Raw genomic sequence first — 15,543 nt, 5'->3', positions numbered from 1 at the left:
CTTAATCGACCTGGGCAGCGCTGGGCACGGGAAGTGAAGACGAAGTTTGCAGGCTTTGCGCCAATTCGACCAGTTGCACGAATTCGCCGCGCAGACCCAAGCGGTCCTCGCCTTTGCCGCTACGCGCCAACTCGGCGCTGGCTGCCAGATCGAACTCACCGGTGTACTGCGCGCCTTTGAGCTGCTGGGCAAAGGCCGCGACGGCGGCGGCGAAGCGCAAGTCCTCGCTGGCCTGGGCGATTGCCGGAGCATTGCGTTGCGCCTCGATGGGGATTTCCAACAGGCGGCTGTTGCTCTGTAGCTGCGCCTTGTAGCGGATGCGCAGCAGCGCCAGTTCACCCTGTTTGCCCACGGCCTTTTCCGCCGGCTGATAGCGCAACGGCTCCAGCCAGCCTTGGTTACCGGCCGGAACTATTTCATAGAGCGCGGTCACGCTATGGCCGGCGCCTATTTCGCCGGCGTCGACCTTGTCGTTGCTGAAATCCTCACGTTTCAGCACGCGATTTTCATAGCCGAGCAGGCGGTACTCGCTGACCTGGGCCGGGTTGAATTCGACCTGAATTTTCACGTCCTTGGCCACCACCGCCAGGGTCGAGCTGAGCTGATCGACCAACACCTTGCGCGCCTCGCGCAGGTTGTCGATATAGGCGTAGTTGCCATCACCGGCATCGGCCAGTTGCTCCATCAGGCGTTCGTTGTAGTTGTCGGTGCCGAAGCCCAGGGTGGTCAGGGTAATCCCGCTCTTGCGCTTGTCGGCCGCCAGCTGTTTGAGCGAGTCGAAATCGCTGATGCCGACGTTGAAATCGCCATCGGTGGCCAGCAGAATACGGTTGATGCCGTTCTTGATAAAGCCCTGCTGCGCCTGCTGATAGGCCAGCTGAATGCCCGACTCACCGGCCGTCGAACCGCCGGCGCGCAACTGATCGATGGCCGCGCGAATCCTGGCCTTCTCGCTGCCCGCGGTCGGCTCCAGCACCACACTGGAGGAACCGGCATACACCACCAAGGATACTTTGTCCTCGGCGCGCAATTGCTCGACCAGCAACTTCAGGGTGCTCTGCACCAGAGGCAAGCCTTCGCGGCGATCCATCGAACCCGAGACATCCACCAAAAACACCAGATTGGCCGGCGGCATGGCCGCCACCGACAGATCCGTCGCCTTGATCGCGATGCGCAGCAAACGGCTGTGCGGGTTCCACGGCGTCACCGCCAACTCGGTGCCGACGCCAAAGGGCGTATCGTCCTTAGGCAGTGGGTAGGCATAGGGGAAATAATTGACCAGTTCCTCCAGGCGCACCGCCTCGGCTGGCGGCAACTGGCCCTGGTTGAGGAAGCGGCGGACGTTGGCATAACTGCCGGTATCGACATCGATACTGAAGGTCGACACCGGCGTTTCGGCCACGGCCTGCACCGGATTGTCGGCGAGCTTCTGGTACTCCTCGCGATATTGCTCGCGGTACGTCGACGGCAGAGAGTCCACCATAGGTGCGCCAGGTTGACCCGCCGCCGGCAACGAGGCGACGGCGGCATAGCGCTGTAACTCGGCTTTTTTCACTAGCAGCGGCGCAGGGGATTGCTCAACGGCCGGAACTACCTCTTGCTGATCAGCAACATGAACCTGCGGCGGCTCCGGTTGAGTGGCATTGCAGGCGGCCAGGGTCAGCAGCAGACTACCGGCAAATCCCTGCAGCAGCGGTTGCGGATGTAACGCACGAATCCTCGACATGACGCATCTCCTTAGGGCGAAAAAGTTCTTCGCCCTGGTAGACGCAATAGCCGGCCGATTCGGGTTAACGGCGAGGACATTCAGCTACTCGCCGTTGCCTCCTGGCACAACTGGCTGGCCAGCATGCCCAGGGTCATCAAGGCGCGCTCGGCCTCGCGATTCCAGGGAATGCCGCAATTCAGGCGCACGCAGTGGTTGAACTGTTCGGTATTGCTGAAGATCAGCCCCGGCGCAATGCTGATGCCCTGCTGCAAGGCGCGCACGTGCAAGTCCTTGGTATTGACCCGCACCGGCAGGCTGATCCAGAGGATGAAACCGCCATTGGGCCGCGTCATCTGCGTGCCTTCTGGAAAATACTGCTGTATCGCTAACTGGAAGGCACTGAGGTTCTTGCGGTACTCCTGGCGGATGTAGCGCAGGTGGCGGTCGTAACCGCCGTTCTCGAGGTAGGCGGCCACCGCCATCTGCGTGACGCTGCAGGCTGAGTGGGTGCTGAAAGTCTGCAGACGCTGGATCTCATCCTGATATTTACCGGCGATGATCCAGCCGATGCGCACCCCCGGCGACAGGGTCTTGGAGAAGCTCGAGCAATACACCACCCGCCCTTCCCGGTCATGCGACTTGAGCGCCTTGATCGGCCCTTGCTCGAACATCAGTTCGCCGTAGATGTCGTCCTCGACGATCTGGATATCGAAATCCCCAGCCAGACGCAACAACTGCTTCTGCCGCGGCTCGGGGATGCTGCCGCCGAGCGGATTGCTCAAGCGTGCGGTCAACACCAGCGCCTTGATCGGCCACTGACTGGCCGCCAACTGCAACGCTTCCAGGCTGATCCCCGTGGTTGGATCGCTGGGAATTTCGATGACCTTAAGGCCCAGCAGATCGGCCAACTGCAGCAGGCCGTAATAGGTCGGCGACTCGGTGGCGATCAAATCCCCCGGCTTGGTCAGCACTCGCAGCGACATCTGCAGCGCATCGACGCAACCATGGGTAATCACCACTTCTGATGGATCGACCACCACGCCGGCATCGCGCATACGGATCGCCACCTGGCGACGCAGCGGCTCGAAACCGGGGCTGAACATATAGCTGAAGGCACGCGGACTCTGAAACCGGGTAACCTTGGCCAACTGCTGGTGCAAGGCGCGTACCGGCAGGTAGTCAACATGCGGCACCGCCGCGCCGAGGGGGAACACGCCCTCGCGGCGCGACTCGGTGAGGATCTGATTGATGATGCTGCTGCGCGTCACCAGGCTGGGACGCTCGACCCTGGCGATATCCGGGGTCGGCGCGGTCAGGGCCGGGGTCTGGTGCACATAGAAACCGGATTGCGGGCGCGCGCGGATCAGCCCCTGGTCCTCCAGGTTGGCGTAAGCCTGCAATACCGTGGCATGACTGACACTAAGCTGCGAGCTCATCTTGCGCACCGACGGCACCCGCTCTCCCGGCTGATAGACACCGCGGCGGATGTCTTCCGCCAATTGCTGGGCGATACGCTGATAGAGCAACAGACTGGTCATGACCGCCTTCCCGCTTTATTGGACCCATACAGTAACCCGGAGAACCGAAAGTGCACCGGTACAGTTCCATAAATTGTGGACGAAACAGCACCGATCCGCCAGCGACTGCTGTGGAACAATTCAATAACCAGCCAACTGTTTTTTGGAATGACCCACTGCCTCTAGGTCGCGGCGATCCCGGCTACGGCCTGCGATAAATCGAGCGCAGTAAAAAGCCCCGGCGCGCCAGGGCTTTTGGGTTCTGCCTGGATCAGCGTGCGGAACTCAGCCGCCCCAACTCGTCGGAGAACACGATCTCGACTCGACGGTTTAGTGCGCGGCCCCTGGCCGACGCATTCTCGGCCACCGGGAAGCTCTCACCATGGCCTTGCACCTCGATGCGCGTGGTTTCGACACCCAGATCAACCAGGACATCGGCGACGGCTTGCGCCCGCGCGCGGGACAGTTCGAGGTTTGCCAGCTGGTCGCCACTGCTGTCGCTGTAGCCCTCGATACGCACCACCCGGCGCGGATTCAGCTGCAGGAACTGCACCAGTTTCAAGACTGTACGATTGGCCGAGGCCTTCAGCTCGGCCTGTCCTGCATCGAACAACACATCGCCAAGGGTCATCACCAAGCCACGCTCGGTCTCACCGGTTGTCAGGCTGAGTATCTGCTCTTCCAGCCAGTTGCTCTGCTCCTGCACACTGAGCAGCTTGGCCTCACGCAGGGCCAACTGCAGGCGTTGGCGCTCCATCTCGAGCTTGGCCGCCCGATCCTGATTCAGGGTCAAGGCACTGTTTTGTCCGGCGATTTCGCTGTAACGCTGACTAAGGTAGGCGTAATGGCCAACGTCATCCGTACTGCCCCAATAGCTCGACAAGCGGTCTGCACGGGCCAGGGATTCGCCCGCACGGATCACATCTTTCGGTGCGCTGCGCAGCACATCGGAGTTTTCCTTTACCGCCTGAAAGCTGCTGCGGGCCGTCTCGAGTGCCTCACTGCTGCTCTGCTGTTGCGACCCCGCGCAACCACTCAGCAGCAACGCCAACAGAGCGCCTCCCAGCAACTGGATTCGAGCATTCATCACAGCGCCCCCAACTGCTTGCGCAGGCGATTGATGCGGCTATTAAGTTCGTTCAGCTGATCCTGACTTTTCTGCGTCAACACCCGAGATTCCGCCAGGCGGGCATCCAGCTCGGCCTGCTCGGCAAGTACCCGCGCGTCCTTGAAGGCGTCACGTTGCATGGCAGATTGAGCCTGCAACAACTTGGCTTCGGCCATTGCCAGCTCAGCTACTTGCTCATCGGCACCAACAGCTTTGGCTTGTGCCAAGGCTTGCTCGGTGAGCCGCAATTGCTCGATGGGCGCTGGGTCGCTGGCGCAACCGGTCAAACTCAGCACCACGATTGCGGCGCATGAAAATCGATTAATCACAAAAAACTTCCTACGGATTCGGGACGCTTGCGGGTTGCAGATGCTGCTCTTTCCAGCGCAATAGATTGTGCTGCAGCAAGGCTTCCGGCAGGCCGGTAGCGACCGATTCTGTCATCTTTTTCGCCAGTTGTCCGCGCAGCCAGGGGTCGTTGCATGCCGAGTTGTGCGACAGGGTCAGGTACAAACCCTCGCTGGAAATAGGCGGATCCAGCACCAGCAGGTCATCCTCAATGCCCTGCGTCTCGGCCAGAGCCAAACCGGGAAACCGCTCGTAGAGCACATAATCGGTACGGCCCAGCAGTAACTTCTGAAATGCCTGAGTCAGACTGGACACGCCTTCCAGGGTCAAATTGGCCTTGGCATAAGCGTCGAACTGCTGGCCAAAACTGTTATTCACCAACGTCCCACCAGTGCGGCCATGCAGGTCGGCCCAACTGGCATAGGGAAACTCCGCGCCTTTACGCACCCAGATCACACTAGGGGTGAAGAAAAATGCCGGGTGCACATAATCCATGATTTCCAGACGCGGCAAGGTCAGAAAAGCACCGGCGAGCAAATCGACCCGTCCCGTGCGCACCTCGTCTTGGGCGCGAGACCAAGGCCCGGTATAGATCACATCGATCCCCAGACCCAACTCTTTGGCCAGATGCTTGAGCAAGTCGGCGTTGGCACCGATCAATTGCTGCGGATTCTGCGGGTCACGCCATAAATAAGGCGGATACTCCGGATTACCAGTGGCGACCAGCCGCTCACACTTGCCAGCAGCAGCACTCAGCCCTGGCAACAGGACTACGCCAAGAAAAAGCAATAGAGATTTCAATAACCCACGTTCGAGCATGGCGACTTCTCGACTGAACTGTTGATGGACTTTCAGGGCAAGCAAACACTGGTGAATGTCGGCTGCATGTTAGCTGACAACCAGCTTAATAATAATTTGCGATAAGGGTGCACCATGAAAAAACTGCTACTTGGCTTGATACTGCTGCTTGGCGGCGCCGCTACAACGCTCTATCTCTGCCCCGCCGCGCTACTGGCCACGACGCAGCTGATCGAGCAGCAACGGGCAGATCTCAGCGCCAAACGGTTGACCGTCAGCGATCTTAGCATTCATTACTACCAAGGCGGCCCGAGCAACGGCGAAACCATTCTGATGATCCATGGCTTTGGTGCCAGCAAGGACAACTGGCTGCAATTTGCTCGCTACTTCACCGAGGACTACCAGGTGATAGCCTTGGACTTGCCCGGCTTCGGCGACAGTAGCAAGCCTTACGCCAGCTACGATGTCGGCACTCAAGTCGAACGCCTCGCCGCATTCACTCAAGCCTTGAAGATCAAGAAACTGCATCTGATCGGCAATTCGATGGGCGGCCATATCAGCGCCCTGTATGCCGCACGCTACCCCGAGCAAATCCTGTCGGTAGCCCTGCTCGATAATGCCGGCATCGACTCGCCACAAAAAAGCGAGCTGATCGAGCGTCTCGAACGCGGCGAACCCAATCCGCTGATCGTCAACACGCAGCAACAGTTCGATCAGTTGTTGGCGTTCATCTTCGTCGAAGTGCCGAGCATGCCCGAGCGCATCAAGCACTATCTGGCAGCAAGAAGCATCGCCAATAGTGCACTTAACGAACGGATCTTCGCGCAACTGGTCAGTCGCTATATTCCGCTCGAACCTGAACTGCCGAAGATCCTGGCACCGACGCTACTGCTATGGGGTGCGCAGGACAGGGTTCTGGATGTTTCCAGTATCGAGGTCATGCAGCCGCTCCTGCAGCGACCCAGCGTGGTGATCATGCAAAACTGTGGGCACGCCCCCATGATCGAACGCCCCGAGGAAACCGCCGAACACTACCGGGCGTTTCTGCGCACCGTCGTAACAGAGCTTGAATAACGCCGCGCCAAGATACATTGCACACAAGAAAAAACCCGCTCAAGGCGGGTTTTTCATGGAGCCAGGAAAGCCGGCTTACACCAGTTTCTCGAACTCCGGGATGGCCTCGAACAGGTCGGCGACCAAACCGTAATCGGCCACCTGGAAAATCGGCGCCTCTTCATCCTTGTTGATCGCAACGATCACCTTGGAGTCTTTCATGCCAGCCAGGTGCTGAATCGCACCGGAGATGCCGACGGCGATGTACAACTCAGGGGCAACGATCTTGCCAGTCTGACCGACCTGCATGTCGTTGGGCACGAAACCGGCGTCGACCGCGGCGCGAGAAGCACCAACGGCTGCGCCAAGTTTGTCGGCCAAGGCATAGAGGTGCTTGAAGTTGTCACCGTTCTGCATGCCGCGGCCGCCGGATACGACGATCTTGGCCGCGGTCAGTTCCGGACGATCGGACTTGGCCAGCTCTTCGCCGACGAATGCCGACTTGCCAGCGTCGCCGCCAATGGCAACAGCTTCAACAGCAGCGGAACCGCCCTCAGCCGCAACCGGATCGAAACCAGTAGCACGCACGGTGATCACTTTCACCGCCGCCGAGGACTGCACGGTAGCGATAGCGTTACCGGCATAGATCGGACGCTTGAAGGTGTCAGCGCTTTCAACGGCAATGATTTCCGAGATCTGATCCACGTCCAGCTGAGCGGCAACCCGCGGCAGGATGTTTTTGCCGTTGCTGGTGGCTGCAGCCAGGATGTGGCTGTAACCAGCACCCAACTCGGCGACCAGCGGCGCGACATTTTCCGGCAGCTGATGAGCGAATGCAGCGTTGTCGGCAACCAGGACCTTGGCCACTCCAGCGATTTTGCCAGCAGCTTCGGCAACTGCGCCACAACCGCTACCGGCTACCAGCACATGGATATCACCACCGATAGCTTGCGCCGCGGCAATGGTATTCAAGGTGGCAGGCGCCAGGGCCGCGTTAGTGTGTTCTGCAACAACTAAGATAGCCATTTAGATTACCTTCGCCTCGTTCTTCAGTTTCTCGACCAATTCAGCCACCGACTTGACCTTGATGCCGGCGCTGCGGGTAGCAGGCGCTTCGACTTTCAGGGTCTTGACGGTGGAAGTGGTGGCAACGCCCAGGGCTTCTGGGGTGAGCACTTCCAGCGGCTTCTTCTTGGCCTTCATGATGTTCGGCAGCGATGCGTAGCGCGGCTCGTTCAAACGCAGGTCGGTAGTCACGATCGCCGGCAGGTTCAATGCCACGGTCTGCAGGCCGCCGTCGACTTCGCGAGTCACGTTGACCTTGTCACCGGCCACTTCCACCTTGGAGGCGAAGGTGCCTTGGGCGTAGCCGCTCAGTGCGGCGAGCATCTGGCCGGTCTGGTTGTTGTCGCTGTCGATCGCCTGCTTGCCTAGAATGACAAGCTGCGGCTGCTCCTTGTCGACCACTGCCTTGAGCAGTTTGGCGACGGCTAGGGAGTTCAGCTCATCGCTGGACTCGACCAGAATGGCGCGATCGGCGCCCAGTGCCAGGGCGGTACGCAGCTGCTCTTGAGCAGCAATCGGGCCGATCGACACCACGATAATTTCACTCGCCACGCCTTTTTCTTTCAGGCGTACCGCTTCTTCCACGGCGATTTCGCAGAAGGGATTCATCGACATCTTGACGTTGGCAAGATCAACGCCGCTGTTGTCCGCTTTGACGCGAACCTTGACGTTGTAGTCGACCACTCGTTTGACAGCTACAAGAACCTTCATGGATTCCTCGTTACTCTCCGGTGAATAGGAATGTCGCCAGAAGCGAACATGGCGGGTAATGCAAATCGGCCGGAACCGACCCTCAGCCCAGACGGCGAACGCAAAACCGCCCGTATCTTGACTGCACGGCCTAGCCTGGTCAATACAATGAGTCGGCCAGTCATCCGTGATGTAGTAGGATTCTAACAGGACTACAGAATATTCAAACAAACGTTTGTATTGGCCCGTTCGGAGGGTGCAGATATAATGCGCCAGCATCGCCCAGGGAACGAGCCTGATCGTCAAATAAAATTTGAGAGCCTTGAGTAGGAGATAACCTGTGGAACGCGAGTTTATGGAATTCGACGTCGTCATCGTCGGCGCCGGCCCAGCCGGCCTGTCCGCCGCCTGCCGACTGAAGCAGAAAGCCGCCGAAGCGGGCAAGGAAATCAGCGTCTGCGTGGTTGAAAAAGGCTCCGAAGTCGGTGCGCATATTCTCTCCGGTGCGGTGTTCGAGCCGCGCGCCCTGAACGAACTGTTCCCTGACTGGAAGGAACTCGGCGCACCGCTGCACACCCCGGTCAAGCGCGACGACATCTACCTGCTGAATAACGCGACAAAAGCCAGCCGAATTCCCGACCTGTTCGTGCCCAAGACCATGCACAACCAGGGCAACTACATCATTTCCCTGGGCAATCTGTGCCGCTGGCTAGCGCAACAAGCCGAAAACCTGGGCGTGGAAATCTACCCCGGCTTCGCCGCCCAGGAAGCCCTGATCGACGAGAAGGGCTCGGTCTACGGCATTCTCACCGGCGACCTGGGCGTCGACCGCGAAGGCAATCCGAAAGAGGGTTATTTCACCCCCGGCATGGAGTTGCGCGCCAAGTACACCCTGTTCGCCGAAGGCTGCCGTGGCCATATCGGCAAGCAACTGATCAAGAAGTACAACCTCGACAGCGAAGCCGACGCCCAGCATTACGGCATCGGCATCAAGGAAATCTGGGACATCGACCCGGCCAAGCACGAGCAAGGTTTGGTGGTACATACCGCCGGCTGGCCGCTGTCGCTGGTCGACAGTGAAAACACCGGTGGTTCCTTCCTCTATCACCTGGAGAACAACCAGGTCGTAGTAGGCCTGATCGTCGACCTGTCCTACAGCAACCCGCATCTGTCGCCGTTCGACGAGTTCCAGCGCTACAAGCACCACCCGGTGATTGCCCAGTATCTGGAAGGCGGCAAGCGCGTGGCTTACGGCGCACGCGCCATCAGTAAAGGCGGCCTCAACTCGCTGCCGAAGATGGTCTTCAACGGCGGCGCGCTGATCGGTTGCGACCTCGGCACCCTCAACTTCGCCAAGATCAAGGGCAGCCACACCGCCATGAAGTCCGGCATGCTCGCCGCCGACGCGGTGGCCGACGCGCTGTTCGCCGGACGCGAAGGTGGCGACCAGCTGACCGGCTACGTCGACGCCTTCAAGGCTAGCTGGCTGTACGACGAACTGTTCAGCAGCCGTAACTTCGGCGCGGCGATCCACAAGTTCGGCGTCCTCGGTGGCGGCGCGTTCAACTACATCGACCAGAACTGGTTCGGCGGCAAGATCCCCTTCACCCTGCACGACACCAAGCCGGATTACGCCACCCTTAAACCGGCTGCCGAGTCGACGCGAATCGACTACCCGAAACCAGACGGCAAGCTCAGCTTCGACAAACTCAGCTCGGTATTCCTCTCCAACACCAACCATGAAGAGGAACAACCCTGCCACCTGAAGCTCGCCGACCCGAGTATTCCGCTGACCAAGAACCTGCCGCTGTACGACGAACCGGCGCAACGCTACTGCCCTGCCGGCGTATACGAAATCGTCACCCTGGAAGACGGCGAGAAGAAGTTCCAGATCAACGCGCAGAACTGCGTGCACTGCAAGACCTGCGACATCAAGGACCCCGCCCAGAACATCAACTGGGTGGCACCGGAAGGCGCCGGCGGACCTAACTACCCCAATATGTAAGACGCGCAAAAAAGGCTCCCTCGGGAGCCTTTTTCTTTAGTCCGCAGGGTGCGCCGGGACCTCATGAACATGCTGCGTACGCTGCACCCGGCGATCTCGCCCTGCCGCCGAGCCCTAGGGCTGCGGCCCAATCGGGAAGAACTCGCCACTGCTCCACACCCCCAGCCAGGTCTTACCGTCGATCTCGCGTGGCACCGCCAACTCGACCAACTGATAAAACACATTGCGGTGAATCAATGCCTCCAGGTTGCTGCGCACATGCACGTAGGGCGACGGCTCCTGGGTCCGCTCACTAAGCACCACGCGTAGCGGATGCTCGGCGCCGGCGACGGCCTCCTCCTCGACGTTAGTGGTGAACCGCAGCACCTGCGCCTCGCCCTCACCGTCGACCTGCAGGCTGACGGCAACGAAGGGCGCATCGTCGACCTTGATGCCGACCTTCTCCACCGGGGTGATCAGGAAGTAATCGTCGCCATCGCGGCGGATGATGGTGGAGAACAACTTGACCATCGGCTTGCGACCAATCGGGGTGCCCATGTAGAACCAGCTACCGTCACGGGCGATGCGCATGTCGATATCGCCGCAAAAATCAGGGTTCCACAGGTGCACGGGCGGCAAGCCCTTCTTCTCGCTCTTGGGGATTTGCGCCAGCAGGTCGCCGGCTTTTTTGCCTGGGTCGGTCATGTGAGTTTCCTTAGCGGCTCAGCCCAATCAGGCTGCGGGCATAATCGCGCAGCGGCGGACCGAGCAAATCTTCTGGTTTGGCATCATAGAACGTCAGGAAGCCGCCACGGCTGCGAATTCGCGCGGTATCGACCAGATAACGGGTATTGGTCTCGATCAGCATCAACTGGATGACGCTACGGTCGGTGCCGAGCCGGTCCAGCGCCTGCTCATCCGCCCACTCATCGCCGGTACCGATGCGATCATCGGCATAGGCGAAGCGGCTGTAGAGCAGATAATGCGCGCCGGCCGCGCGCGCCTGGCCCATGGCCTCCTCCAGCCCGGCCGGGCTGCGCGCCCGACGGACCAGCGGGAAATACTCGACGAAGCCCTTGAACGCCTCTTCCGCCACCACATTCGGGCGCGGATAGGCCGCGCCGGGGGGAACGAAGTGCCCCTGGACGATATAGATGAAAGAGTCCTGCTGCAGGCGGCGCGAGGCCATGCGCTCGGTTTGCCCATGATCGAGAAAACCGGCATCGCGCAATTGATAGGCGGCGCCATCGGCCAGGTCGCTGACCTTCATGCAGCCGCCCAAGACCATCAACGCCAGGATTAACATCAGACTGCGCATCACTCTCCTCCCATGCCGGCGACGGAATACCGGCGGATAGGGCAGTAATGCAGGTTCCACGCCATCACAGGCCGCGCTGCCACTCCTGACGCAACCCGGCACCCTGCGGCTGTTCGATGGCGGCGCGCACCTGCGCCAACAGACGCGGCTTGTCCGCACCCAGGATGCCTTTGAGTACCAGGTAGTTGGAGGCATGGTCGCTGCGAAACACCGTGTCGCGCAGTTCAAGCCCTTGCAACAGGCGCTCGACCTCGATGAACAGTTGCTCCTGACTCAATGTCTGATAATCGGCGAACGCCTGACGAAAACGCGCCTCGCCCTGGGGAAAACTGACCACCAGGGTCGAGAGGAACTCCGGTTGCGCGGCATTCATCAGGCGCGCCGAGTTATCGGCATGCTGCACGCTCAAGGTGCTACCACCAAGACCATTGAGGATCATCACCGAACGAGTGATCCCTGCCTGGCCAAGCTTGTCCAGGGCACTCAGGCTGGACTCGAACGTTTCGCCCTTGTTGACCCGCGCCAGCACCTCGTCGTCACCCGACTCGCAGCCCACATAGGCCATACGCAGCCCGGCATCGGCCAGCTCCTTCAGCTCATCGACCGATTTCTTGCGCAGATTGCGTGGCAGGCAATAGCTCGAGACCCGCTCGACATCCGGCATGTGCTCACGAATGGCCGATAGGATGACCAGCAAACGTCGCGTCGGCAGCACCAGGGCATCGCCATCGGCGAGAAACACCCGCTGCACGATCAGCCGCTCGCCAGCGCGGCGAATTTCGTCCAGCACCTCCCGCTCATCGCGGGCACGGAATTTCTTCTGCGCCTCGGTGTACATCTCGCAAAAGGTGCAGTTATTCCAGGAGCAGCCGTTGGTCACCGGCAGAATCAGCGAGTGGGCCTCGCTTGGCGGGCGGAATACCGGTTCGATATAGGCAATCGGGAAATCAGTCATACTTTTTAGCGTCAAGCTTCAAGCCAGGATGCCTTGCACAACCGATAGAAATCACCCTTTTTGCGGCTTGCGGCTCTCACCCTCCAATAATCTTCATGACGGTCACACCCCCGGAAAAGGCAACCTCCTGCTTGTCACCCAGCGCCTTGACCAGCAACCCCTGCAAAGCCGGTAAAGCCTGGTGACGCGGTTTATCGAGCAGATCGCCGACATAGTGGCGATTGCTCGACGACAGACAGCCATGCAGCCAGCCGGTCGACGACAGGCGCAAACGTGAACATGTCCGGCAGAACGGCACAGTTTCGTTGGCAATCACACCGAAAAAGCCCTGACCGGGAACCTCGTAGCGCAACGCAGTGGCATCCACCGGCGCATCGGCCTGGGTATAGTCGTAGCGCTCGCCGATCATGGTCAACAGCTCGGGCATGCCGACGAACTGGCGCAGGAAACTGTTGCCGTCGCGCGCCAGATGGCCCATGCGCATCAGCTCGATAAAGCGCAGTTCGAAACCGCGCTCCAGACAATACTCCAGCAACGGCAGAACCTGATCGAGGTTCTGCCCGCGTAGCGGCACCATGTTGAGTTTGATCCGCATGCCGGCGGCATGCGCTTCGTCCAAGCCGGCCAAGACAGTGGGCAGATCACCACCGCGGGCAATGGTCCGGAAAGCAACGGGATCAAGGGTATCCAGGGATACGTTGAGGCGGCGAATGCCGTTTTCCAGCAGCAACGGCAGCTTGCGCGAGAGCAGTTGGCCGTTGCTGGTCAGACTGATATCGGCCAACCCCAGCGGGCTGACGCCGCGCAGAAACGCCTCCAGCTTCGGACTGACCAGGGGCTCGCCACCGGTAATACGCAAGCGCTCGATACCCGCAGCTTCGATAAGGTAGCCGACACCGCGCACCATGGCCTCGGCGGACAGCTCGTCCTGGGCCGCGACCAGGCGCTTGCCGTCGGGCACGCAGTAGGTACAGGCGTAATTACAGGCGGAGGTGAGGCTTACTCGCAGATTGCGAAAGCGTCTACCTTGGCGGTCAACAATCATGGAGGACTCCGGTTAACATTACTCGGAGTATATCGCCGCAACCCGCTACGGCACATGCACTGTATGCGCTATCAACCGGCCGAATAGCGTCAACTAGTCGGAGTCTCGGGGTCACGCTTGCGCTTGTTGCCCATGCGCACACCGATATCCATGAGGAACTGGAAGAACCCCTCCTGATCTTCCAGCACATTGCTCCAGAACGGCGAGTGATAGAGCGCCACGGCGCCATGCACCAACGCCCAAGCCGCGCAATAATGGAAATACGGCGGCACGTCTTCCAACTTGCCTTCGGCGATACGGCCCTTGATCAGCTGAGTCAGACGTTCAAAGTTGGAGGCGCGGATCTTGTGCAACTGCTCAACCAGTTCCGGCACCTGATTGCTCTTGACCACCTTCTCTTCCAGGCGGTCGAACAAGCGGTAGCGTTGCGGATCACGCATGCGGAACTCGAAGTAGGCGCGTGACAGTGCTTCCTTATCACGGTCGATGTCGGCCGAATGCAGCAACTCGTTCAAGTCGCGCTCGTAGTCGAGCATCAAGCGCAGGTAGATCTCCGCCTTGGACTTGAAGTGTTTGTAGATGGTGCCTTTGCCGATACCGACGGCGTCAGCGATCATCTCGACAGTAACGCTGTCTTCACCCTGTTCAAGGAACAGTTTCAGCGCGGTGTCGAGAATTTCCTGTTCGCGGCGGCGAAACTCACGGACCTTACGGGGTTCATTCTGCATAAGAAGGACTAAGAGGTCGAAAATCGAAGCCGAGTATTATGCCTAACTAACGCAAAATTGCACGGATCATCCGACCATGTACGGCATTCATGACGAGTTTCCGCAACTTCCCGGCATCCGGTACCTGAACCACGCCGCAGTCGCGCCCTGGCCACGGCGTGCAGTGCTGGCGGTCACGCGGTTTGCCGAACAGAACGCTCAGGTTGGCGCCCGCGACTACGCAGATTGGCTGCTAGTCGAGCGCCGCCTGCGTGAACGCCTGACCCGCTTGCTCAATGCCCCCTGCAGTGACGATATCGCACTGGTCAAAAGCACCTCGCAGGCGCTGTCCTTCGTGGCGTTCGGCCTGGACTGGCATGCGGGCGACCAGGTGGTGATCAGCAACGAGGAGTTCCCCTCCAATCGGGTGGTCTGGGAGGCGCTCAAGCCGCAAGGAGTCGAAGTAATCAAGGTCGACCTGCATAGCGGCAACCCGGAAACCAACCTACTCAACGCCTGCGGCCCGCGCACCCGGCTGCTGTCGATCAGCGCTGTGCAATACGCCAGCGGCCTGCGCCTGGACCTGCAGCGCCTCGGCCATGGCTGCCAGCAACGCGGCGTATTGTTCTGCGTCGACGCGATCCAGCAGCTCGGCGCCCTGCCCTTCGATGTCCAGGCTTGCCAGTGCGCCTTCGCCATGGCCGATGGGCATAAATGGCTACTCGGCCCGGAAGGACTGGGCGCGTTCTATTGTCGCAGCGACCTGCGCGCCCAGCTTGAATTGCATGAATACGGCTGGCATATGCTTGAACACCACGGCGACTACCTGCGCCAGGATTGGCAACCCGCGCAATCGGCCAGGCGCTTTGAATGTGGCAGCCCGAATATGCTCGGGGCCATGGCGCTGGAAGCCAGCCTGTCGCTGCTTGAGGAAGTCGGCATGGTCGAGGTCGGCAAGGCCGTGCAGGAGCGCGTGCAGTGGCTGCTCGACGGCCTAGCCACTCTCCCCGGCGTCACGCTGCATAGCCCGATTGACCCGGCTCGGCGCGCCGGCATCGTCACCTTCAGCCTCGCCGGCTGGGATAATCAGTCACTTTTCCAGCAACTCAGGTCCGAACAGGTGATTTGTGCACAACGTGGCGCCGGCATCCGCCTGTCCCCACATTTTTACAGCGAGGCACGGGTAATAGAGGAAACCTTGAGCCTGCTGCAGCAGTTGGCGACAGGATGAGGACTCAGAAGCCGGC

Annotated in this window: 15 protein-coding genes; 3 read left to right on the top strand and 12 right to left on the bottom strand. The window is 60.1% G+C overall.

Annotated elements, in window-relative coordinates; all coding sequences use genetic code 11:
• Position 1: 1 nt before the first annotated feature.
• From B2D37_RS05060 to B2D37_RS05040, 5 genes are all read right to left on the bottom strand, one after another.
• The gene (locus B2D37_RS05060; RefSeq protein WP_079201694.1) at positions 2–1,726 is read right to left on the bottom strand and encodes a VWA domain-containing protein; all 1,725 of its coding nucleotides are present in this window, start codon (positions 1,724–1,726) and stop codon (positions 2–4) included.
• An 80-nt stretch (positions 1,727–1,806) separates the two neighbouring features.
• Positions 1,807–3,246: a PLP-dependent aminotransferase family protein gene (locus B2D37_RS05055; RefSeq protein WP_079201693.1), complete on the bottom strand. Its 1,440-nt coding sequence runs from the start codon at positions 3,244–3,246 to the stop codon at positions 1,807–1,809.
• Positions 3,247–3,496: 250 nt separating this feature from the next.
• Positions 3,497–4,312, bottom strand: a complete 816-nt coding sequence (locus tag B2D37_RS05050; RefSeq protein ID WP_079201692.1) for an OmpA family protein — start codon at positions 4,310–4,312, stop codon at positions 3,497–3,499.
• Complete coding sequence (locus B2D37_RS05045; RefSeq protein WP_079201691.1) at positions 4,312–4,662, bottom strand: DUF4398 domain-containing protein; 351 nt, start codon at positions 4,660–4,662, stop codon at positions 4,312–4,314. Before B2D37_RS05045 ends, B2D37_RS05050 begins: the two co-directional genes overlap by 1 nt.
• 10 nt (positions 4,663–4,672) lie before the next feature.
• On the bottom strand, positions 4,673–5,500 hold the full coding sequence (locus B2D37_RS05040; protein WP_079201690.1) for an ABC transporter substrate-binding protein: 828 nt from the start codon (positions 5,498–5,500) through the stop codon (positions 4,673–4,675).
• 114 nt (positions 5,501–5,614) lie between these two features.
• Between B2D37_RS05040 and B2D37_RS05035 the strand changes: the two genes are divergently transcribed.
• Positions 5,615–6,553, top strand: a complete 939-nt coding sequence (locus B2D37_RS05035) for an alpha/beta fold hydrolase (RefSeq protein WP_079201689.1) — start codon at positions 5,615–5,617, stop codon at positions 6,551–6,553.
• A gap of 75 nt (positions 6,554–6,628) precedes the next feature.
• On the opposite strand, the gene B2D37_RS05030 is transcribed toward B2D37_RS05035, so the two are convergent.
• The gene (locus B2D37_RS05030; RefSeq protein ID WP_079201688.1) at positions 6,629–7,558 is read right to left on the bottom strand and encodes an electron transfer flavoprotein subunit alpha/FixB family protein; all 930 of its coding nucleotides are present in this window, start codon (positions 7,556–7,558) and stop codon (positions 6,629–6,631) included.
• Complete coding sequence (locus tag B2D37_RS05025; RefSeq protein ID WP_079201687.1) at positions 7,559–8,308, bottom strand: electron transfer flavoprotein subunit beta/FixA family protein; 750 nt, start codon at positions 8,306–8,308, stop codon at positions 7,559–7,561. It abuts the gene before it with no gap.
• A gap of 319 nt (positions 8,309–8,627) precedes the next feature.
• Between B2D37_RS05025 and B2D37_RS05020 the strand changes: the two genes are divergently transcribed.
• Complete coding sequence (locus B2D37_RS05020) at positions 8,628–10,292, top strand: electron transfer flavoprotein-ubiquinone oxidoreductase (protein ID WP_079201686.1); 1,665 nt, start codon at positions 8,628–8,630, stop codon at positions 10,290–10,292.
• A gap of 114 nt (positions 10,293–10,406) precedes the next feature.
• On the opposite strand, the gene B2D37_RS05015 is transcribed toward B2D37_RS05020, so the two are convergent.
• From B2D37_RS05015 to B2D37_RS04995, 5 genes are all read right to left on the bottom strand, one after another.
• The gene (locus B2D37_RS05015) at positions 10,407–10,976 is read right to left on the bottom strand and encodes a DUF1285 domain-containing protein (protein ID WP_079201685.1); all 570 of its coding nucleotides are present in this window, start codon (positions 10,974–10,976) and stop codon (positions 10,407–10,409) included.
• Positions 10,977–10,986: 10 nt separating this feature from the next.
• Positions 10,987–11,589, bottom strand: coding sequence for a DUF4823 domain-containing protein (locus B2D37_RS05010; protein ID WP_079201684.1), 603 nt, complete (start codon positions 11,587–11,589; stop codon positions 10,987–10,989).
• 64 nt (positions 11,590–11,653) lie between these two features.
• Positions 11,654–12,544, bottom strand: coding sequence for a radical SAM protein (locus B2D37_RS05005; RefSeq protein WP_079201683.1), 891 nt, complete (start codon positions 12,542–12,544; stop codon positions 11,654–11,656).
• Positions 12,545–12,620: 76 nt separating this feature from the next.
• Positions 12,621–13,589, bottom strand: a complete 969-nt coding sequence (locus B2D37_RS05000) for a GTP 3',8-cyclase MoaA (RefSeq protein WP_079201682.1) — start codon at positions 13,587–13,589, stop codon at positions 12,621–12,623.
• An 89-nt stretch (positions 13,590–13,678) separates the two neighbouring features.
• Positions 13,679–14,317 carry a TetR/AcrR family transcriptional regulator gene (locus B2D37_RS04995; RefSeq protein WP_079201681.1) on the bottom strand — a complete coding sequence of 213 codons (639 nt, stop codon included), beginning with the start codon at positions 14,315–14,317 and terminating at the stop codon, positions 13,679–13,681.
• A 76-nt stretch (positions 14,318–14,393) separates the two neighbouring features.
• On the opposite strand from B2D37_RS04995, the gene B2D37_RS04990 reads away from it, so the two are divergent.
• The gene (locus B2D37_RS04990; protein WP_079201680.1) at positions 14,394–15,527 is read left to right on the top strand and encodes an aminotransferase class V-fold PLP-dependent enzyme; all 1,134 of its coding nucleotides are present in this window, start codon (positions 14,394–14,396) and stop codon (positions 15,525–15,527) included.
• Positions 15,528–15,543: the final 16 nt, after the last annotated feature.

Source organism: Pseudomonas sp. CC6-YY-74, from assembly GCF_002025205.1.
GTDB lineage: Bacteria > Pseudomonadota > Gammaproteobacteria > Pseudomonadales > Pseudomonadaceae > Aquipseudomonas > Aquipseudomonas paeninsulae.
The sequence above is the reverse complement of the archived record's forward strand: the minus strand, read 5'-3'. Positions and strand labels throughout refer to the sequence as shown.